We start from the raw sequence: 19,356 nt of genomic DNA on the forward strand, positions 1-19,356 counted from the left end.
GGGCTCTATGAGTCCGAACTTAGAGCGCCCCTCTGGGGCGTAGTCAAAGCCGCCTTCTATGAAGGCGGATTTTTACTGGCTGCGGGAGAGCGGATCACCAATGATAGCTGATGCCCATATCGAGCTTGTCCGACGCATCGACGCCGGCCGCGTGCTGCGAAAGGTTATTGAATTCATAGTTAATGAACACCTGCATATTGCCGTTGAGCAACCAGGTGACCCCCAACTCCTCATAGTTCAATAAGTCCGTGTTCCGGCCTGCCCGGGCCTGTATCAAGCGGGTATAGCCGATGTTGGGTTGAATATGGTCCGTCAGCCGATATTTGGCGAGCGCTTCATAACTTGACGCCGAGCCGCGGTTAGCGGTTTGTTGCGGGCTGATGGCGTTGTCGCTTTGGGTGAACACGGCCGCAAGATAGATTTTTTTCGACGCATAGAGAACCCCTTCGGCCAGCGTGTCGATGCGCCGGCGATAACCGGCGGCGTGTTGCTGCCGCTGCGTGGTTTGAGACGCCGAGGCGGCGGCGATGAGGCTGAGCGCCGGCGTCAGCGCATAACGGAACGAGGCGCCGAATCCGTTGCCGTTTTGTTTGCCCGGCGCTTGCCGTTCGTCGCCGTCTTTGAACTGGTATTGCAGCGCGAGGGCGGCGCGCCGCTGAAACAGGCTGAAAGTTTGGCGGTAGGTGAGCAGGTTATGCGCCCGGCCGCGCATAAAGTTGTCGATGTAGTTGTAGGCCATCTCTCTAAACAGCGGAGAGCGATCGGTCAGGGCGGTCACATCATAAAGCACGCCCCAGTTGCGGCCGATATCGAGGCTGCCCAGGGCGGCGTTTTGCACGCCGATATAGGCGAGCCGGGTGCTGTTGCGCGTCGCGTCGGCGAAGCTGACGGTATATTCCCAGTGGGCGTAGGCCTGCCAGCGCGGTGCGATCTTTTTTTTGCCTATCAGGCCGAAATAGAGGTAGCTGCGGTCGCCGTCGTCGCGTTCGTTTTGGCCGCTGTAGCGTCTGGCGATAATCGTGCCGTAGAAATTCAGGCTGTTTTGCTGCGATCCCGTCAACGACACGGCGGAGGCGCCGCGCGGCAACAAGGCCAGCAGGGGGAAAAGCATGCCCGCCGAAAAATAACGAGGATTGCGTTTTATCATGATGGCACCGTCCCTGTGCGCGGCAAGCCTGTGAGCTTGCCGCCCCGGCGAAGCTTAAGCGTGCGTTTCGCGTTTAAAGTAGCTGACGATCCCCTGAGCGATCGCCGTGGCAATTTTATTTCTGAAGGCGGGGGTGCCGAGCAGCTTTTCTTCCTCAGGGTTGGTGATGAAAGAGGTTTCCACCAAGACGGAAGGAATATACGGGGACTTTAAGACCACGAAGGCCGCCTGTTCGGTATTTTTGGCATGCAGATGATGGATGGGCGCAATATGTTGAATCAGGTGCGAGCCCAGCGCCAGGCTTTCTTTGATCGTTTCCGTCTGCTCCAAATCAAACAGTATCTTCTGCAAATAGCGGTCTTTCTTGATGACGTTAGGGCCGGCGAGATCGTCCGCCGCGTTTTCACTGTTCGATAAGTATTTCGCCATCGCGCTGCTGGCGCCTCTATTGGAAAGCGCAAAGACCGACGCGCCGCAGGCGCTGGGGCAGGTAAAGCCGTCGGCGTGGATGGACATGAAAAGATCCGCGCCATGCCGGTGCGCGATCTCCACCCGATCGTAAAGCGGAATAAAAACGTCGCTGTCGCGCGTCAGGCGGGCATCGATGCCGTGTCGATCGAGCTGTGCACGCACATTTCTGGCGATCTCCAGAACGACATGTTTTTCCAGCGAACCGGTGTGGCCAATGGCACCGGAGTCGATGCCGCCATGACCGGGATCCAACATCACCAGGAATCTTTTTCGCGCCCCGTGAGGGCCGTTCTGCTTTTTGGGGCGTGGCAGGCCGTGGGCGTGAGCCAGCGGGGAAACGGCGCCGTTCAGCGCCAGGGCCGCCAACCCTGCCAACATCATTCTGCGGCGAGATAACCGGGTGTTCAAAAGGTCCGTCTTAGCCATAAGGGTAACCAGCATAAAAGGAAAGGGTGTTTTTGTTATAACATAACAATTCCATGCGTCGGCGGGGTTGTCTGTTAGCGGCTGTTACTTTTAATGTCATTCCTTAAATTCACTGGCTTTTTATACTGCATTTATTTTGTTTATTGAATGTTCGTATTGCTATTCATTTGTTTTGTATTTGTTAATTCTTATTTTGACACACTATTTAATCTAATATTTCAAATGAGATTTATTCTCCTCTTTAATTGATATGTTATAACGTAATTACTAAAACGGATAAAAAACGGGGTCTTTGCCGCCGGCATGAAGCCACTCACGTTTTTGGAGCGTTAACATGACTTTTAAACACCAGGAAAAAGAGACATTAAATATATTCGCCGTTCTCGCCGTCTCGTTAAGCACGGTTATCGCCATGCTCGACAGTACCATCGCCAATGTGGCACTGCCGGTGATCGCCAAAGATTTCGGCGTTTCCGAATCGGCCTCCATCATGATTATTAATGCCTACCAGTTTGCCGTCGTCGCCTCTTTGATGCCCTTCGCGGCGCTGGGCCGCGCGGTGGGCAATAAAAAGATCTTTATAGCCGGGGTGGTGCTGTTCGCTTTTTCATCCTTGGGCTGCGCGCTTTCCGCGACGCTGTCGATGCTGACGGCATTCCGGGTGATACAGGGCTTCGGTGCGGCGGCGGTGCTCAGCGTCAATGCGGCGCTGATCAAGGAGATATACCCGGAAAGGCTGCTGGGGCGCGGCCTGGGCATAAACGTAATGGTGGTGTCGGTTTCCGCCGCCGCCGGGCCCTCCATCGCCTCGGCGATACTTTCTCAAACGAGCTGGAACTGGCTGTTTACCATCAATGTTCCCATCGCCTGCCTGTCGCTGTTGCTGAGCCTGATCTTCCTGGCCCCCCGCGAGCGGCGCAGCGTTGGATTCGACAGCGGGGGGGCCCTGTTGGTGTTTGTGCTGTTCATCGCTTTCTCGCTCAGCACCATGAGCATGACCACCCACCATCTGCCGGCGGCGGCGCTGAGCTTTGCGGTATTCGCTGGGCTGGCCGGGTTGCTGTATATCAATCAGAAAAGAAAGGCCAACGCCGCGCTGATCCCGATCGCGATGCTGCATAACCCGACGCTGTCATTGTCTTTGCTGATGTCGATGCTGTCCTACAGCACCCAGCTTTTGGCTTTTGTATCGCTGCCTTTCTATTTCCACAATGTCCTGCAAAGAAACGTGGTGGACATCGGTCTGTTGCTGACCGCCTGGCCGCTGGCCACCATGGCGTCTTCGCTGATTTCCGGCGATTTGGCCAAGAAGTACGATCCCAATCTTGTTGCCCTCTCGGGCCTTGCCTGTCTGCTGGCAGGCATGCTGCTGATGGCCAATCTGCCCAGCGATCCGTCGAATGGGGCGATCGTATGGCGCGTGGCGCTGTGCGGCATCGGTTTTGGCCTGTTTCAATCACCGAACAACCTGCTGATCATGACGTCGGTCTCCCATGAAAACAGCAGCATCGCCAGCGGCCTGTTGGGCAGTTCTCGGCTGATTGGGCAAATCGTCGGTTCGGCGTTAGTGGCGATTTTCTTCAATATGCGGGGCGCGCAAGCAACGAATATCAGTTTATTGGCGGGGGCGGCATTCTCGTTCCTTTCTCTGGTCGTGAGCTATATGCGCTTCAAGTCCGCCGTTACGTTAAAAACCAGCAAATAGAAGCACGAGGTTTCCCATGCGATTTATCCCATTAGTGCCGTTGGTTATCGGGATGGCGGCGTTTTCCCTTGCCGGCTGCACGACCTACCACGACGTGGCGTTGCAACAAAAAGAGACGGGGCTCAATAGCCAATATTACCTGCTGCAGCCGCCGGTCTATGTCGGCGACCAGTTGAAATATGGTCTGAAGGACGGCAGCGGCGGCGAGCTGACGGTGGCGAAGGTTGAACCGAAAGACTTGGTTGCCGACAGCGGAAAAATCATTCCTCTGTCGCAGCTCTCTTTCCTGCAACGAAAAGACCTTTCCACAGGAAAAACCGCCGCGTTGGTCGGCGGCGGCGCGGTCGCCACCACGGCAATCGTGTTTGTGGCCGGGATCACCATCATGGCCGCCGGCATCGCCGCGTCGGCCTAAAGCAGCCCATCGACGCACGCCGCCGAGCGTGCGCACAGGAGGCACCATGTGCGTCACAGTGAAATTTATCGCCACCGCTCTGCTGGCAATATTCGCCTTGCCGACGGCGCCTTACGCCACCGCCGGCCAGCCGGCGGCGGCCGAACCGCCACAAAGCGTGGCGGCGCAAACGCTGCCCGGCAGCTATCCGCGGATCGTCATCACCGGCAACTGCCCCTTCGGCGTGATCCTGGCGAACGAGGCGGCCTACCGGCACGTCGTCGGCGTGGGGCCCTGGGCGTTCATGCATGCCGATAGGCATGTATTGGAGGACATGAAGCCTGACATCGGCAGGATCACCTCCGCCTTTATCAATAAGGACTACCGGGTCAACATGGAATCGTTAATGAATCTACGGCCCGACATTATTTATTACTACGGCAAAAGCCAGGACGATCGGCTGGAAAGGGCGGGCGTGATGACCGTCGATCTGGATGCCGGCGGGAAGACAAAATACCAGCCGATGGCCACCCAGGTGTATTGGGAAAACACTTTCGCCGACACGCTCGGCCTGCCGCGCACGCACAAATTCAAAGACGCCTGGGAAAAGACCCTGAAGCAGATCCGCCCCTATGCCGCAGCCATCCATGCGCAGCACGTCAGGGCGTTGTATCTCGAAGAAAGTGACGGCAGGCAGCTGAAGGTGAGTGGCCCGCATACCTACGGCGACACCTACCTGAAAATGGCCGGCATGGACAACGTCGCCGGGGATTTGCCGGTGAAAGGGGATGCCGGCAGGTACATCACCGTTTCGATGGAGCAGATCATGGCCTGGGACCCGGATGTGATTTTCGTGGTGTTCGGCAGCGCCAAAGCGCTGCTGCACGGGGGGATCCCCGGCCAGGCCTGGGAAACGCTCAGGGCGGTAAAAAACGGCAAGGTTTTCTCGACGCCGGTGGGCATTCATAACTGGGGGGGCCTGTCGGCGGAAACATCGCTGCTGCCGCTGTTTATGATCAACCGCTATGCCCCTGAAGACATTAGCGACAAGACGCTGCGGGAGGTGACGCGCCGCTATTATCAGACGATGTTCTCCTATGCGATCCCGGACCGGTTGCTGGATGAGGTGCTGGCACAGCGCTAGTGCCACGGTTGAATAGCATTCATTAATGGGGGGAGCTTGGGGATGCCGGGCAGAGGAAAATATGTGGCGATCCTGGCGGGGCTGTTTTTGGCCTTGTGTGTGGCCGCCGTCGCATCACTGTTTGCCGGCCGCTACGCCTTGTCGGCCCACGATGTGATGCAGATTTTGTGGCAGGGGAACATGCCGGGGGAAAACCCGACCCGCTATTCGGTGATTTTTAACCTGCGTGCGCCGCGGGTGGTGGCGGTGATGCTGGTGGGCGGTGGGTTGGCGGTCGCCGGCGCGACCTTTCAGGCGGTGCTGAAAAACGCGTTAGCCAGCCCGGACGTGCTGGGCACGTCTTCTGCCTCCGCCTTTGGCGCCGCGCTGGGCATTTTATTGAGTCTGCCTTTTGCCCTGAGTGCCATGCTGTCGTTTCTTTTCGGCGTGGTGAGCCTGCTGCTGGTGTTCGGCATCTGCCGCCTGAAACGTCGGCAGGATGCACTGACGACGATCCTGTCCGGCATGATTATCGCGTCGTTGTTTATCGCGTTTGTCTCGGTCATAAAATATGTCGCCGATCCGCAGGATACCTTGCCGGCGATCGTCTTCTGGCTGATGGGCAGCTTCGCTTCGGTGGCGAAAGCGCAGGTCTATTGGCTAATCCCGCTGTTTGCGGCGTGTTACCTGACAATCTATCGGCTCAGGTGGAAAATGAACATTCTCTCGCTGGGGGACGACGAGGCGCGCATTGCCGGCCTGAATCCGACCCGGTTGAAGATCCTGCTGCTGATCGCCGCCTCCCTGCTGGTTTCCGCCTCGGTGAGTTTGGCCGGCGTGGTGGGATGGGTCGGCTTGGTGATCCCGCATCTGGTGAGAAGCGTGCTGGGGTATAACCACGGCCGCCTGATCCCGGTCTCGGCGCTGAGCGGGGCGTTGTTTTTGCTGGTGATAGACAATATCGCCAGAGGCGCCACCTACGCAGAAATCCCGATCGGCATCCTGACCGCGCTGATCGGTGCGCCGCTTTTCGCCACGCTTTTTATTATGGGCAATCGATATGATCACCGCTAGCCGACTATCCTTTGGTTTCAAAGGGCGGGAGCCCATTTTCGACAACGTCAGCTTCGAGCTTAAGCGCGGCGAGATCCTCAGCGTGCTGGGCCCGAACGGCGCCGGCAAAACCACGCTGCTGAGAAATATTGCGGGCCTGTGTCGGCCCAGCGCCGGCTGGTGCGAGATCGGCCGCGTCGATAATCGAGAGGCGCGCCTGGCCTATGTGCCGCAGGCGAAGGCGCCACATTTTTCCTATGGCGTACTCGATTTTGTCACTTTCGGCTGCGTTCGTCAGGCCGGACTGTTTGCCCGGCCGGGAAAGCACGATTTCGCCAGGGCGCAGGCGGTGCTGCAATCCCTGGAAATCGGCCCGTTGGCGCAGAAAAGCATCGATCAGATCAGCGGCGGTGAACTGCAGATGTGTTATTTCGCCAAGGCGCTGATGGCAGATCCTGACGTCATGATCCTTGATGAGCCGGAGTCGAACCTGGATTTTTACAATCAGGCAAAAATGATCGAGATGCTCTGGCGCCTCGCCAAAGAGCGGCAGATGACGATCGTGCTGAATACGCATTTCCTCAATTACGCCGAACGCATCTCCGACAAGTGTTTACTGATGACAAAACGGCAGTCGTTGTTTGGCGTTAAAAGCGCTGTGCTGCGGGAAGATATCCTGGAGCGCTATTTCCGGGTGCCGGTAAGAAAGTGCCACTATCAACACCAGGGCGCCGGCGAAGAAACCTTTATTATCGCTCTGCGCAATCTCGCCTGAGTTTCGGCTGCAAAGATTGCTTGAGGGATATCCCTCATTGCGGCCCCGCCGGCGGTTATTTAAGCTGAAAGGGCAACGTAACGGTGAATATGGAGATAATCATGACTGATTCAGTGTCCAACGATCGTAATCCCACCCCGGATGTGGCGGAAGACAACGCGTTCTTCCCATCGCCTTACTCCCTCAGCCAGTACACCTCGTCCAAAACCGACTTCGCGGGCGCCAGCTACCCGAACGCCTATCGCGGCGGCAAGTGGAAGGTGCTGATGATCGCCTCGCAGGAGCGCTACCTGCTGATGCAAAACGGCAAGTTCTTCTCCACCGGCAACCACCCGGTCGAGATGCTGTTGCCGATGTATCACCTGGATCTGGCCGGTTTCGAGATCGACATCGCCACGCCGTCCGGCGATCCGGTGAAGCTGGAGATGTGGGCGTTCCCGCAGGAAGACGAAGCGGTCAAGGCCACCTATGAGAAGTACCGCAGCCAACTCAAGCAGCCGAAAAAGCTGACGGAGGTGGTGAAGGATCTGGATGGCGGCAACTACCTCGGCGTTTTCATCCCCGGCGGCCACGGCGTGCTGAATGATATTCCGTTCAGCGAAGAGGTGAAAAAGACCCTGCACTGGGCGCACGACAACGATCGCTACGTGATTTCGCTGTGCCACGGGCCGGCGGGCCTGCTGGCGGCGGGCATCGGCGAGCGCAAAGAGGATTTCCTCTATCGCGGCTATGAGATGTGCGTGTTCCCGGACTCGCTCGATACCGGCGCCAACATCGACATCGGCTACATCCCCGGCCCGATGCCCTGGCTGGTGGGCGAACGCCTGCGCGAGCGGGGCGTCAAGATCGTCAACGGCGACATCACCGGCAAGGTGCATAAAGATCGGCGCCTGCTGACCGGCGACAGCCCGCTGGCCTCCAACAACCTCGGCAAGCTGGCGGCGGAGACGCTGTTGGCCGACGTCGCCGCGCGATGAGCGACGAGATCGCGCAGCGCGCTTTCCAGACGGCGCTGGCGATGGACCACGAGCGAACCCTGTCCGCCATTCAGGGGCGAGTTCGCGCCTTTGCCGCGCCGTTCGGCTTCGATCGCTTTGTGCTGTTTTCCGCTTCCGCCGCGGCGGAGGCGGGGATCGAACATATCTATTGGGTCGAGGGCGACTGGTTCGGCGACGGCGAGGCCGTCGATGCGTTGACCTACGTGCGGCACTGCCCGGTGACCCGGCACATGCTGCGGGTCAGCGAGCCGTTTTTCTGGACCAAGACCCGGGCGCAGCAGGGTGAACGCTACCGGATTGTGCGCACGCCGCGCGGCGCGGGCCTGCACGGCGTGCAGATCCCGGTGTTCGGCCCGGCCGGTTTGGAGGGCGCCGTCAGCCTGGGGGGCGAGCGCATCGACGCTTCGCCGCCGGTGCGGCTGGCGCTGTCGCTGGTGGGTACGGCGGCCTTTCAGGCGGCGCGGCGGCTGTTCGCACCGGCGGCCGGCGAGGGAGAGGGCCGGCTGTCGGCGCGCGAGCGCGAGGTGCTGAGCTGGACCGCCATCGGCCGGCGGCAGGCGGATATCGCTGCGATGCTCGGCCTGTCTGAACGCACGGTGGAAAACCACCTGCGCCGCATTCGCCAACGCCTTGGCGCCGCCACCACCGCGCAGGCGATCGGCGTGGCGATCCGCCTGGGGGAGATCGCCCCCGAGCGCCGTTAGCCCGCCGCCATTTGCCGCAGCAACCATTCGCGCAGCGCAATGATATCGGGGCGCTGCGCGGTTTCTTCGGTGGTCACCAGGTAATAGTTGGCGCCGGGTAACGACATCTCGAACGGCGCGGCCAGCACGCCGCGCTGCAACAAATCGCGCGCCAGCAGCCGGCTGGCGATCACCACCCCCTGGCCCGCCACCGCCGCCTGCAGCGCATGCGTCTCGTCGCTGAAGGTCAGCCCGGCTTCCACGTTCAACCCTTCCGGCCCGTAGCGCCGCCGCCAGTTTTCCCAGGTCGGCGCGTCGGCGGGCACCTGCCGATGCTCCACGTGAAACAGCGTCACCCGCTGCAAATCCTCGATGCGCTCCAGCGCCAGCGCCGGGCTGGCCACCACGATAAAGCGATCCTCATGCAGCAGGGTGCAGTGCAGATCGCTTTCCGGCGTTTCGCGGTAGCGAATGGCGACGTCCACGGTGCGCTGGTTGAGATCGACCCGCTCGACGCTGGTGTGCAGACGCAGATCGATGGCGGGAAACTCCGCCTTGAAATCCGCCAGGCGCGGCACCAGCCAGTGGGTGAGAAAATTGGAGGTGGTGGTGACGGTCAGTGCCGGCGGCTGTTGGGCGCGGGTGATTTGGGCGACGGACTGCTCCAGCGCGGCAAAGGCGCGCTGGGTGCCGGCATACAGGATCTCGCCGGTCTCGGTCAGGCTGACGCCCTGCGCGCTGCGCTCGCACACCCGGCATTCCAGCACCGACTCCAGCAGCTTGATCTGGTGGCTGACCGCCGTCGCGCTGACGCCCAGCTCCTCGGCGGCTAGCTTGAAGCTGCGGCAGCCGGCCACGGCGTGGAAGGCGCGCAGCGCGCCCAGCGGCGGCAAACGGGGTTTTCTCATGGCTGAGTTATTCTCATCTAAGGCTGAAAACTATGAGTTTGTCTGACCGATTATACAAGAGATAGGCTACTGACATGTGAACAGGGGAATGAATTAATTTCATCATTTCCATCATGTCGGAGTTAACGATGAGCCTTTATATCAACAACGGCGCCCTGGGCGCCATGGAACACACGGGAACGGCGGCGAGCGGTCTGGCGCTCAGCGTGCCGGTCGCGGCGGGCGCCTTGCTGCTGAAGACCGAAAGCCTGCTGGGCATCGGCGCAACGCTGATGCTGCTAACGGCATTGGCGCTGGCGTTTCTCGGCGGCGCCGCGCTGGCCCGCTGGCAGCCGCTGCGGAAGCGGCCTGCGCTGGCTATGCTCCGCTACGGCTTTTTGCTGGCGGCGGCGGGATGGCTATTGACGCTGCTGATGCTGTTCGGTGGCCATGATTGGCCGGCCCTGCTGGCGGGCATCGCCCTCGGCGGCCTGGGGCAGGGCGTGGCCTACCGCACGGCGGTGGGGGAGAAAGCGGCGTTCGCCGTGGCGTGCCGGCTGGCGACGGTGGTGAGCATCGTGGCCGTGGTGGTTGCCGCGTTGCTGATTCAAACCTACGCCGCGCCGGGCGCGAGAGGAGGCTGTTTCGCGCTGGCGTTGCTGGTCGATCTGGCGCTGTTGGGGGCGTTGATGGCGCGGGTTGCGGAGCGGGATGGGGCCTGAGCCGTCGCGCTGAAGGTAAACAACCCGCCGGTAAACCCGGCGGGCTTCGCTTAGGCGGCCGCGAGCTCTTGCGGTATAACGGTTTGCAAGCCGACGAGCTGAATGGCCGGCTGCTCCAGCGTGATGCCGAAGTCGCCTTGCGCCCAATTGTAGATATTGACGACGTGCTGATTGAGCGCGCTTTCGCCCTGCATGAATATCGACAGATCCTGCGTATGGGTTTGCGCGTTGTAGTTCAGCGAGAAGCTGCTGTTTGAGCCTTCGGCGCCGAAGGCCAGCAGGTGGTTATCGATAGACAGGGAAGAGGCCTGTAAAAAGCCCAGCTCGAAGCTGTCGTCGATGTAGATATTGTGGGTCTGCTTTACGGGAATATTCAGCAGGCTGTTGGGGAAGGGCACATCGTTGGACAGCATGCTCAGGTTCACGCCGAGATAATCCTGCGGCGCGCTCCCACCCGGCGCAGTGGTATAGCCGTGCTCGAAGCGAATCTCGCTGGAGCCTTTGCCCAGGTTGACCTCCAGACCGTTGGCCGGCGTCAGCACCCGATCGTTAAAGGTGACGTTATCCTTAAAGTCCGTCAGCTTCACCGCCTCGATGTTGTACAGCCCGTCCTTAAAGCCATACAGCCCGATGCCGTTTTTCTCGATCACCCCGCGCCCGCCATAGCTGCCCTGGGCGTCAAACTTCAGGTTTACCCCGTGCGACAGGCTGGAATAATCGACCGTATCATGGCCGCTGCCGCCGTCGATGACCGTCCAGCCGTAGTTGCCGGCGTTGTTTTGCCAGCCGCGTGGCACGCTTATGGTGTCGTCGCCGCTACCGGTGTTAACGGCGATATTGCCGAACGCCAGCGTGAAATCGTCGTCATACAGCGTACCGACGCGGTACAGATTCGGCGTGGACAGCACGTCGGCAATGTCGTTGAAAATCGCCGAGCCGATATCCAGCTTGCCGGGAATGAGGCTGCCGCCGCCGGTCACGCTGCTGCCGTAGGATTCGGTGTAGAAATCACGCGCCGCTTCGGCGGCGAGGCGGATGGTCTCGTGGCCAATGCCGAGGGTGGTCAAATAGGTGGGTACTTCGCCCGCCAGCAGCGTTTCAACCACGTAGCTGAGGTTTTTCATCTGCATGGAGACCTGCGCCGCCGCAATCAAATCGTAGGTGCCGCTTTCGACCTTAAAAGGCGAGGTGTCGTTGGTGGCCACCCATTCGGTAAAGAACGAGGTGTCGCCTAAATAAGAGAACAGCGTGGTGCCGGCCCAGGGCGAATAGTTGGGGGCGCCGGTCGAGGAGGCATCGGTGAACACCTCGGACGCCGCCGCTCCCGCGTCGATCAGGCCGACCTCGTGAATGTCCGGCACTTTGGCGCTGGTGGGCGGGGCATCCGGCAGCGGCGCGTTGGGATCGCTGCTCAGATCGACGCCAAACAGCGTCTTGGCGAAGTTCTTGGCGATGTTGTCGGAGGCATTCTGGATGCGCGTTTCCCAGTCATCGGGCACATGCCCGGTGCGCAGCTCATACTGCAGCTTGGTTTGGTCGCGAATGTAATGGGCAAACGCCCCCTGATTCGAGTTCACGCCATAGGCGCCTTTGATCCAGGTATACACCGCGATATCCACGCCCTGAATAGGTTGGTTGGCATGGTTGGGATCGGTGAGCGCATCGACGGATGCGGCATACACGGCCGGCCAGTCGCCGGCTTTGGCGGCCTCCCAAATCGCTTGCAGTTTTTCTCGGTCGGTAATGACGTAAGCCATATAAACACTCCTTGTTGCTGAGAGATTGCTGTGAAATTCAACATGATGAATGGAAGCGCGCGATGGAATAAACCGAAACCCGTACAGCCAGAAACGCGCATGCCGCAAGCCGCAGCGAACGATGGGCGGCAGGCGCCCATACGAAAGGATAGACGCAACTTATCGAGTGCGAATAATTCGCTTATCGATTGTTTTTACATGATTATTGCTGTAAATCTGCGGGTTAACCTGCGTATTGGCGCCAGGGAGGGATTTCCGTCATCTTTGTTAGGAATCTTCTTAGATAAAAGAGTGGGTTTCGCTGGGGGAGGTTGGCTAAGCGTTGGCGTTATGGCAGTGGTTGTGGTTGCCGCTTTGCGGATTTACACCGACGGCAACGCAGGGGGGCGCTCCAACGCTGCTGGGGTGTGGAATGGGGTGAGGAAATGCCGGAGTGGGGACTCTGGCGGTCGGTTTTGTGCCAGGAGCGGACGTATAAACTGCTTGTACTAATTATTAGGTAATAAATTGCAGTCTCTTCCCCGCTTCTACATATTCAGAAAGATCATTCGAAACATCTAGTTGATGTAGATAATTAGTGTTTGAAAGGTGCCAGGAATGACGGAAGAATAGGCCTATATTGCTGAGTTTAAATGGGTTGAGGGGCAAAAAGTGGGCTCGCCTGAAACAGTAAAGAAAATCGTTATGCTGGCCATTTTGGCTAGTCTTACTGCGGGTTGCGCACCGTTACATCCTTCCGGCTGTCATAAGACCACGGCAACGGGTAGTTGCAGTTCAGGACGTTGGGATGATCAGGATGAATGGGGCGTGCAAGCGAGGGCAATCAGGGCGGCAATAAATGCTGAACTTGATGAGCCGCAAAACTGGAAGGGGAAAAAATGCAGGTTGCATATTGAATTTGCTCAGGATGGCACGGCTTTAAACGTATCAACCAGCAATGGCAATATAGCCTATTGCGAAGCGATAAAGTCAGCAGCCCATAAAGCCAAATTTCCAGCCTTCAACAATCCAGAAGTCTATAGAGATTTTCAAAAATCGGGCTTCGATATGCGCGGTTAGCCCGATAATAGCCCTTTCAGTACCCGCTACTCGCTCAAAGCAGGCCCAATGACCACGTAGCCTGTCCGTTGCGTGCCAGAAACGGACATTGATGATGTGAAGATATATAGTGGTAGATTGCCTATCGATAGTTGATATTACCCGAGATTGTCTCCGAAAATTATGATTAACGGATTGCTGATCAGTCGGATCCTAGCAAAAGACTCATATCAAAACCAGTTATCCGAAAACCAAACTCTTTATATAATTTTAAAGCCCTTTGATTGTCCGGTGATACTCTGAGTTCCACCTCATATGCGCCCTGTTGAGTCAGCTCATTCAGGAATGCACGGATATAATCCCGACCCATTCCCTTACCCTGAAATTCTGGGAGAAGCATTATATCTGACAAAAAGGCTGAGTTATCTTCCAGGCTGAACCACAGATATCCCGCAGCCTGACTGTCATGTTCATAAGTTCTAAAATGGTTATTTTGAGTATTGATACCCGCTGGCAAGGCTGCTTTAAATGATTTAGACGCCTCTATCTGGGCTTTTTTACGACTGTACCGATGATTTGCCATCAGGTCTTCAACATAGTCATTTAAAGAGAGGCTCCCCCAGAGGTCAAACTCGTCGTCATGCATGGGCCTATAAATTGATTTGGGGATTTTTGACTGTTTTGTTTTCAATTTACTGTCTCATTCTTAATAGCAACGTAACGCATACTTAGTACTACTCTACCGAATTATCCGCCGATTCAGCATGATAAAATTGTATCATATAGCGTTGTCCACGGAACGTAATTTTGCTGACGCCGAAGTCTGCATTTCGCTCATAGCGGACTATCGTTCGCCTGACTAAATAAGCCTCAGTGCGATGAAACAAATACCGAGGCAGGCTGCGCGGGCGGAATGGCGAAGTGATGCTGCATACGCTTTATCTCCTCTGCCGGTGGCAGGCCAAACAGACGCTTGAATTCGCGGTTAAATTGCGATGGGCTTTCATAGCCAACGGCGTAACTCGCGGCGGCGGCGGTGATTTGTTGGCGCACCATCAGCATCCGTGCCTGGTGCAGGCGTACCGATTTCACATACTGCATTGGTGGCATCTGCGTTATCGCCTTGAAATGGCTATGAAAGGTCGGCACGCTCATGCCGGCCCTCATCGCCAGCTGCGTCAGCGTTAACGGCTCCGCGTAAGCGGCATGGATATGCTGCAACGCTTTACCGATTTTGCCAAACTGGCCCTGCAAGGCCAGCGCGGCACGCATTGCGTTGCCCTGTGCGCCTGTCAGCACGCGAAAATAAAGCTCACGCACCCGCGCCGGGCCGAGGATTGCCGCCTCAAGCGGGTTAGCCAGGACTTCAAGTAAGCGAAGTACGGCCATTTTTACCACGCCGTCCATGGGGCTCGACATCATGCTTTGCGGCGCGACGGGAGGATGCGGGGCGCCATGCTGTTCAATCTGCAGCATCAGTTCCGCGGCAAGCTGAAAATCCAGATGCATATAAATCGCCAGCAGCGGATGTGCTGCCGACGCGTCGGTTTCCATCACAAATGGCACCGGCACCGAAACCGCCAGGTAGTGCTGCTCATCATATAAATAGGTCTGTTGACCGAAATAGCCGCGTTTGCTGCCCTGGCAGACGAACACGATCCCCGGATCGTAAAGCACCGGCGTTCTGGCAAGCGGGCGATCGGAGCGCAAAATTCGCACATCAGGCAGGGCAGTGAGGTTGTATCCCTCTTGCATCGCAAGTCTATTCATCATGGCAATCATGTCGGACATCCCACCACCTCATAAAATCAGGCAAGAAAAAGAGAAGATACGGCCTAAAAATGCGGCAGAACAGAGAATACCATGCAACCTTCTTGGTTCATGGGAGTTCTTTTTATGGCATCTGCAAAAACGATTTTAATCACCGGCGTCAGCAGTGGCTTTGGCCAGGCGCTGGCGCGGGAAGCCCTCGCCGTAGGGCATCGGGTTGTAGGGACGGTGCGCAACAGCGGAGCACTGCAGGCTTTCGGCGCGCTCGATACGCAGCGCGCTTTTGGCTATCTGCTTGATGTCACGGACGTTGAGCGTATTGATGAGGTGGTTGGAAAGATTGAGTCCGCCGTCGGTCCGATAGATGTGCTGGTGAACAATGCCGGTTACGGCCACGAAGGCATTCTGGAAGAGTCCCCGCTTGCAGAGCTGCGCCGCCAGTTTGACGTCAATGTGTTTGGCGCGGTGGCGATGATCAAAGCCGTGCTGCCGGGCATGCGCCAGCGCCGTCGCGGCCACATTATCAATATCACCTCAATGGGCAGCTTCATTACCTTGCCCGGTATCAGCTATTACTGCGGCAGCAAATTTGCACTGGAAGGGATATCAGAAACCTTAAGTAAAGAGCTTGCCCCGTTCAACATAAAGGTGACCGCAGTGGCGCCCGGCTCGTTTCGGACGGACTGGGCCGGGCGTTCAATGGTACGCAGCCCTCGCTGTCTCCCGGACTATGACGCGTTATTTGAACCTGTTCGTCAGGCGCGTCAGGAAAAAAGCGGCAAGCAACTGGGCGATCCCGTGAAGGCGGCTCACGCCATGCTGGCATTGATCGAGAGCCGGAATCCACCCACGCATCTGTTGTTAGGCAGTGACGCATTAAGTTTGGTGCGGCAAAAGCTCGAGGCGTTAGGCAAGGAAATTGAACAGTGGGAGAAACTTACCCGTTCAACGGATGGCTGAACGGTTTCGGGTAGGGAGAGTGCAGGGGATCATCGATGATGACCGCCCAACAGCAAAAAGCCCGCTCAGGTTTCCCTGAGCGGGCTTCTCTAAATATGGCTCCTCTGACTGGACTCGAACCAGTGACATACGGATTAACAGTCCGCCGTTCTACCGACTGAACTACAGAGGAATCGTTTGAACGGGGCGAATAATAGCGAGGCGCCGTCGGCATGTCAAAGGCGGATTACACATTCTGTGACTGTTTGCTTACAGAATGCGCAACCCGTTAAGTTTTTTGGCAGATTTAGCTCTCGGGCGCCCGCTGCAGGCGCAGCTGATAGCGGTAAACGCCGGCGGTGAGCAGGTAATCCCGGTGCACGCTCGGGCTCCAGGAATCGTCGCCGCCCACCCCCATGTGGAAGCCGTCCAGATGCAGCCAGGTGCCTGCTTCCGGCTGCAGCAGATGCTGGTGGCTGCAGGCCATCAGCTGTTGCAGGCCGTAGCGGCTGAGCGAGAAGTGGAAGCGGCCGTCGATGCGCCAGCCGCCGTAGCGCAGGCTGCGGGTGTCGCAGCGCAGGCCGTTCTCGCCGGGGAAAATATACGGCGTGTGCAGATCCTCCAGTGGCAGGCGCCAGCGCCCGTGCTGCGCGGCCAGGCGGCGATCCGGGTAGTTCTCGTGCGGGCCCAGGCCCAGCCATTCCGCCTGCGGTTGCACCGTCGCCAGTTGGCAGTGCAGGCCGATGCGCGCCGGCGGCGGCAGAGTATCGGCCACCTCGACCTCCACGCTCACGTTCACCGCGCCCAGCGCATCGAACAGCCACTGTTTGCGGCTAAGCAGCAAAATCTGTCCGTCCACGCCGAACTGGTGTTCGCTCACCACCCGCACGCCGTTTTGCAGCGCATCGGCCTGCAGCCGCGTGCAGCGTTCCTCCAGCCGGTACAGGCCCGCCAGCTTCCAGCGTTCGGCCCAGGCGTTGGGATCGATATGGTCCGCCTCGCTGACGCCGATGTCGTTATCGATCGGCGCGCGCGCAAAGCCGTCGCGCAGCGGCGTCAGCAGCTGCGGCTGCTCATTCTGCCACCACTGCGTCAGGTGGCCGCTGCTGCGCTCGAAGCGCCAGCGCTGGTCGCTGTGGGTGAGGGTCAGCCCCTGATCGTCTTCAATCAGCGTGGGCGGCACGCCCTGCGGCGGCGGCGGCGCGGGATGTAGCGCGCGCGGCACCCGCCACTGATCCCAGGCGCAGCGGTGGTGCGCTTCGGACCAGTCGGTGGCCTGCGGCTGCACCACCTCCACGTTCAGCCACAGCTCGCCGGGCTGGTGCAGCATCGGCAGGCGATCGAGCAGGGTGAAGCTAGCGCTGCCCTGCGGCGGCAGCGCCAGATCGAAGCTGCCGCTGGCGCGCTCCACGCCGTCCAGCTCCAGCCGCCAGTTGAGCTGCTCGTTGTCGGTGTGGCGGAACAGGTAATCGCTGGTGACGGTCAGCGTCAGCGCGGCGGCGTCGAAGGTGAAGCGGAACAGCTGCTGCGCCCGCTGCGCTTCGAACAGCGCCGGGTGCGGGGTGCGATCCGCGAACACCAGCCCGTTCAGGCAGAACTGGCGATCGTTGGGGGTATCGCCGAAGTCGCCGCCGTAGGCCCAGTACTCTTCGCCCTGGGCGTCGCGCCTGATCAGCGCCTGATCGACCCAGTCCCAGACAAAGCCGCCCTGCAGGCGCGGATAGTGGTGGAACGCGCGCCAGTAACGCTCAAAGCCGCCGAAGCTGTTGCCCATCGCATGGGCGTATTCGCACAGGATCAGCGGCCGCTGTTCCTCCGGCAGGCCGATCCACTTGCCGATCGCCCATTTGGGCACCGCCGGGAACGGCTGATCCTGATCCACTCTGGCATACATCGGGCAGATGATGTCGGTAGCGGCGGTGTCGGCGCCCCCGCCTTCATATTGCACCGGGCGGGTCGGATCCTGGCTTTTCACCCAGCGGTACAGCGCGTCGTGGTTCACGCCGTGGCCGGACTCGTTGCCCAGCGACCAGATAATGATGCAAGGGTGGTTGCGATCGCGCTGCACCATGCGGGTGACGCGCTCGCTCATCGCCGGCAGCCACAGCGGATCGTCAGCCAGGCGGTTCATCGGCTGCATGCCGTGGGTCTCGATATTGGCTTCGTCCACCACGTACAGCCCATAGCGGTCACACAGCCGATACCACAGCGGGTGGTTGGGATAGTGCGAGCAGCGCACCGCGTTGAAGTTGTGCTGCTTCATCAGCAGGATGTCGTGGCGCATCGTCGCCTCGTCCATCACCTGGCCGTGGCGCGGATGATGCTCGTGGCGGTTAACGCCGCGGATCAGCAGCGGCTGCCCGTTGAGCTTCAGCAACCCGCCGCTGATTTCTACCTGGCGGAAGCCGACGTCATAGGCCTCCACCTCGATAATCTCCCCCTCAGGTGAGAGCAGGGCGACGGTGGCGCGATACAGCGCGGGCGTTTCGGCGCTCCACAGCGCCGGGCGTTCTACCGGCAGGCGCAGCGTGACGCGATCGTTATAGGCGCCGCGCTCGTCCACGATCTCGCTGCCGAGCGGCTGGGTGCGTTCGGCCACCCGTGCGCCATCGCGCCACAGCTGAACCTGCACCTGCAGCGGGCCGGGCCGGCTGGCGCGCGCCGTCACCACCAGTTCGCCGCGGGTAAAGCGGTCATGCAGCGGCGTGGTGATGCGCACATCGCTCAGGTGCGCGGCGGGTTTGTGCAGCAGGCTGACGTCGCGGAAGATGCCGCTCATACGCCACATGTCCTGATCTTCGAGATAGCTGCCGTCGCACCAGCGCAGCACCATCACCGCCAGCCGGTTTTCTCCCGGCTGCAGCCACGGGCTGAGATCGAACTCCGCCGGCAGGCGGCTGTCCTGCGAATAGCCCACCCAGTGGCCGTTGCACCACAAATAGAATGCCGAGTTGACGCCGTCGAAGATGACGCGCGTCTGGCCGGCGGCCAGCCAGGCCGGATCGACGCTGAAGGTGCGCGAGTAGCAGCCGGTTGGGTTGTCTTCCGGCACGCGCGGCGGATCGACCGGGAACGGGTAGCGCACGTTGGTATAGATCGGCGCATCGTAGCCGGCGAGCTGCCAGTTGCCCGGCACTGCCAGCGGGGCGGCGTCCGGCAGATCCTGCTGCAGCCAGCCTTCCGGCGCCGCCTCTGGGCGCGGGAAATAGCTGAAGCGCCACTCGCCGTTCAGCGACTTGCGGCTGGCGCTGGGGGCATCGTCGCGCGCGTCTTCCACCGTGCGCCAGCTGGCGAACGGCGGGTGGGCGTCCAGCCGGCGGGAGTGGGTGCAGGCCGGGGTTTGCCAGTCACGGCGGGCGAGGATCTCGGTCAGGGAAGCAAGGGGCGCAGCGGGCATCGGCGATCGTCCAGTCGGCTAGGTGATGTTCACCAAGATGCTGACCGGCGCATAAAAAGTAAAGCGGTTAC

17 protein-coding genes and 1 tRNA gene are annotated in these 19,356 nt (G+C 59.4%); 10 read left to right on the top strand and 8 right to left on the bottom strand.

What is annotated here, in order from left to right:
* Positions 1-94: 94 nt before the first annotated feature.
* Both AC4PR2_RS16825 and amiA read right to left on the bottom strand, forming a co-directional pair.
* Positions 95-1,147, bottom strand: a complete 1,053-nt coding sequence (locus tag AC4PR2_RS16825) for a porin (RefSeq protein ID WP_330112912.1) — start codon at positions 1,145-1,147, stop codon at positions 95-97.
* Between the two features lie 54 nt (positions 1,148-1,201).
* Positions 1,202-2,044, bottom strand: a complete 843-nt coding sequence (gene amiA, locus AC4PR2_RS16830) for an N-acetylmuramoyl-L-alanine amidase AmiA (RefSeq protein WP_089186880.1) — start codon at positions 2,042-2,044, stop codon at positions 1,202-1,204.
* A gap of 334 nt (positions 2,045-2,378) precedes the next feature.
* Here amiA and AC4PR2_RS16835 point away from each other — a divergent pair, with 334 nt between their 5' ends.
* From AC4PR2_RS16835 to AC4PR2_RS16865, 7 genes are all read left to right on the top strand, one after another.
* On the top strand, positions 2,379-3,749 hold the full coding sequence (locus tag AC4PR2_RS16835; protein WP_197803096.1) for an MFS transporter: 1,371 nt from the start codon (positions 2,379-2,381) through the stop codon (positions 3,747-3,749).
* A 16-nt stretch (positions 3,750-3,765) separates the two neighbouring features.
* A complete protein-coding gene (locus tag AC4PR2_RS16840) occupies positions 3,766-4,164 on the top strand; it encodes a hypothetical protein (RefSeq protein WP_223182167.1) in 399 nt (132 codons plus the stop codon).
* Positions 4,165-4,210: 46 nt separating this feature from the next.
* Positions 4,211-5,287, top strand: a complete 1,077-nt coding sequence (locus tag AC4PR2_RS16845; RefSeq protein ID WP_330112911.1) for an ABC transporter substrate-binding protein — start codon at positions 4,211-4,213, stop codon at positions 5,285-5,287.
* Between the two features lie 42 nt (positions 5,288-5,329).
* Positions 5,330-6,340: a FecCD family ABC transporter permease gene (locus tag AC4PR2_RS16850; RefSeq protein ID WP_492175301.1), complete on the top strand. Its 1,011-nt coding sequence runs from the start codon at positions 5,330-5,332 to the stop codon at positions 6,338-6,340.
* Positions 6,327-7,094: an ABC transporter ATP-binding protein gene (locus AC4PR2_RS16855; protein WP_060439512.1), complete on the top strand. Its 768-nt coding sequence runs from the start codon at positions 6,327-6,329 to the stop codon at positions 7,092-7,094. Before AC4PR2_RS16850 ends, AC4PR2_RS16855 begins: the two co-directional genes overlap by 14 nt.
* A gap of 101 nt (positions 7,095-7,195) precedes the next feature.
* Positions 7,196-8,071, top strand: coding sequence for a glyoxalase III HchA (gene hchA / locus AC4PR2_RS16860; RefSeq protein WP_063919640.1), 876 nt, complete (start codon positions 7,196-7,198; stop codon positions 8,069-8,071).
* Complete coding sequence (locus AC4PR2_RS16865) at positions 8,068-8,796, top strand: PA1136 family autoinducer-binding transcriptional regulator (protein WP_089186172.1); 729 nt, start codon at positions 8,068-8,070, stop codon at positions 8,794-8,796. The genes hchA and AC4PR2_RS16865 overlap by 4 nt, the downstream gene beginning before the upstream one ends.
* Here AC4PR2_RS16865 and AC4PR2_RS16870 read toward each other — a convergent pair.
* Complete coding sequence (locus tag AC4PR2_RS16870; RefSeq protein WP_142110195.1) at positions 8,793-9,683, bottom strand: LysR substrate-binding domain-containing protein; 891 nt, start codon at positions 9,681-9,683, stop codon at positions 8,793-8,795. The two genes, AC4PR2_RS16865 and AC4PR2_RS16870, sit on opposite strands and share 4 nt — an antisense overlap.
* A 128-nt stretch (positions 9,684-9,811) precedes the next feature.
* Between AC4PR2_RS16870 and AC4PR2_RS16875 the strand changes: the two genes are divergently transcribed.
* Entirely contained in the window at positions 9,812-10,384 is a 573-nt protein-coding gene (locus tag AC4PR2_RS16875; protein ID WP_197785728.1) for a hypothetical protein, read from the top strand.
* 50 nt (positions 10,385-10,434) lie between these two features.
* Here AC4PR2_RS16875 and AC4PR2_RS16880 read toward each other — a convergent pair whose 3' ends face one another.
* Positions 10,435-12,141, bottom strand: coding sequence for a hemolysin (locus AC4PR2_RS16880; protein WP_197785730.1), 1,707 nt, complete (start codon positions 12,139-12,141; stop codon positions 10,435-10,437).
* 684 nt (positions 12,142-12,825) lie between these two features.
* Here AC4PR2_RS16880 and AC4PR2_RS16885 point away from each other — a divergent pair.
* Entirely contained in the window at positions 12,826-13,200 is a 375-nt protein-coding gene (locus AC4PR2_RS16885) for a cell envelope integrity TolA C-terminal domain-containing protein (protein WP_492175302.1), read from the top strand.
* Between the two features lie 181 nt (positions 13,201-13,381).
* Here AC4PR2_RS16885 and AC4PR2_RS16890 read toward each other — a convergent pair whose 3' ends face one another.
* On the bottom strand, positions 13,382-13,870 hold the full coding sequence (locus AC4PR2_RS16890; protein WP_492175303.1) for a GNAT family N-acetyltransferase: 489 nt from the start codon (positions 13,868-13,870) through the stop codon (positions 13,382-13,384).
* A 179-nt stretch (positions 13,871-14,049) separates the two neighbouring features.
* Entirely contained in the window at positions 14,050-14,970 is a 921-nt protein-coding gene (locus tag AC4PR2_RS16895; RefSeq protein WP_492175304.1) for an AraC family transcriptional regulator, read from the bottom strand.
* Positions 14,971-15,075: 105 nt separating this feature from the next.
* Between AC4PR2_RS16895 and AC4PR2_RS16900 the strand changes: the two genes are divergently transcribed.
* Positions 15,076-15,909: an oxidoreductase gene (locus AC4PR2_RS16900; protein WP_197803232.1), complete on the top strand. Its 834-nt coding sequence runs from the start codon at positions 15,076-15,078 to the stop codon at positions 15,907-15,909.
* A gap of 96 nt (positions 15,910-16,005) precedes the next feature.
* On the opposite strand, the gene AC4PR2_RS16905 is transcribed toward AC4PR2_RS16900, so the two are convergent.
* Together AC4PR2_RS16905 and AC4PR2_RS16910 are read right to left on the bottom strand one after the other, a co-directional pair.
* A tRNA-Asn gene (locus AC4PR2_RS16905) sits at positions 16,006-16,081 on the bottom strand.
* A 114-nt stretch (positions 16,082-16,195) separates the two neighbouring features.
* The gene (locus tag AC4PR2_RS16910; RefSeq protein WP_443014628.1) at positions 16,196-19,285 is read right to left on the bottom strand and encodes a beta-galactosidase; all 3,090 of its coding nucleotides are present in this window, start codon (positions 19,283-19,285) and stop codon (positions 16,196-16,198) included.
* Between the last annotated feature and the right edge of the window lie 71 nt (positions 19,286-19,356).

This window comes from Serratia sp. A07, assembly GCF_058725505.1.

Excerpts from the sequence above, each read along its gene's own strand:
- AC4PR2_RS16880 (WP_197785730.1), bottom strand. The coding sequence starts at position 12,141 with ATGGCTTACGTCATTACCGACCGAGAAAAACTGCAAGCGATTTGGGAG.
- hchA (WP_063919640.1), top strand. The coding sequence starts at position 7,196 with ATGACTGATTCAGTGTCCAACGATCGTAATCCCACCCCGGATGTGGCG.
- AC4PR2_RS16870 (WP_142110195.1), bottom strand. The coding sequence starts at position 9,683 with ATGAGAAAACCCCGTTTGCCGCCGCTGGGCGCGCTGCGCGCCTTCCAC.
- AC4PR2_RS16835 (WP_197803096.1), top strand. The coding sequence starts at position 2,379 with ATGACTTTTAAACACCAGGAAAAAGAGACATTAAATATATTCGCCGTT.
- AC4PR2_RS16885 (WP_492175302.1), top strand. The coding sequence starts at position 12,826 with ATGCTGGCCATTTTGGCTAGTCTTACTGCGGGTTGCGCACCGTTACAT.
- AC4PR2_RS16875 (WP_197785728.1), top strand. The coding sequence starts at position 9,812 with ATGAGCCTTTATATCAACAACGGCGCCCTGGGCGCCATGGAACACACG.
- AC4PR2_RS16855 (WP_060439512.1), top strand. The coding sequence starts at position 6,327 with ATGATCACCGCTAGCCGACTATCCTTTGGTTTCAAAGGGCGGGAGCCC.
- AC4PR2_RS16900 (WP_197803232.1), top strand. The coding sequence starts at position 15,076 with ATGGCATCTGCAAAAACGATTTTAATCACCGGCGTCAGCAGTGGCTTT.
- AC4PR2_RS16840 (WP_223182167.1), top strand. The coding sequence starts at position 3,766 with ATGCGATTTATCCCATTAGTGCCGTTGGTTATCGGGATGGCGGCGTTT.
- AC4PR2_RS16825 (WP_330112912.1), bottom strand. The coding sequence starts at position 1,147 with ATGATAAAACGCAATCCTCGTTATTTTTCGGCGGGCATGCTTTTCCCC.
- amiA (WP_089186880.1), bottom strand. The coding sequence starts at position 2,044 with ATGGCTAAGACGGACCTTTTGAACACCCGGTTATCTCGCCGCAGAATG.
- AC4PR2_RS16865 (WP_089186172.1), top strand. The coding sequence starts at position 8,068 with ATGAGCGACGAGATCGCGCAGCGCGCTTTCCAGACGGCGCTGGCGATG.
- AC4PR2_RS16895 (WP_492175304.1), bottom strand. The coding sequence starts at position 14,970 with ATGTCCGACATGATTGCCATGATGAATAGACTTGCGATGCAAGAGGGA.
- AC4PR2_RS16845 (WP_330112911.1), top strand. The coding sequence starts at position 4,211 with ATGTGCGTCACAGTGAAATTTATCGCCACCGCTCTGCTGGCAATATTC.
- AC4PR2_RS16910 (WP_443014628.1), bottom strand. The coding sequence starts at position 19,285 with ATGCCCGCTGCGCCCCTTGCTTCCCTGACCGAGATCCTCGCCCGCCGT.
- AC4PR2_RS16850 (WP_492175301.1), top strand. The coding sequence starts at position 5,330 with ATGCCGGGCAGAGGAAAATATGTGGCGATCCTGGCGGGGCTGTTTTTG.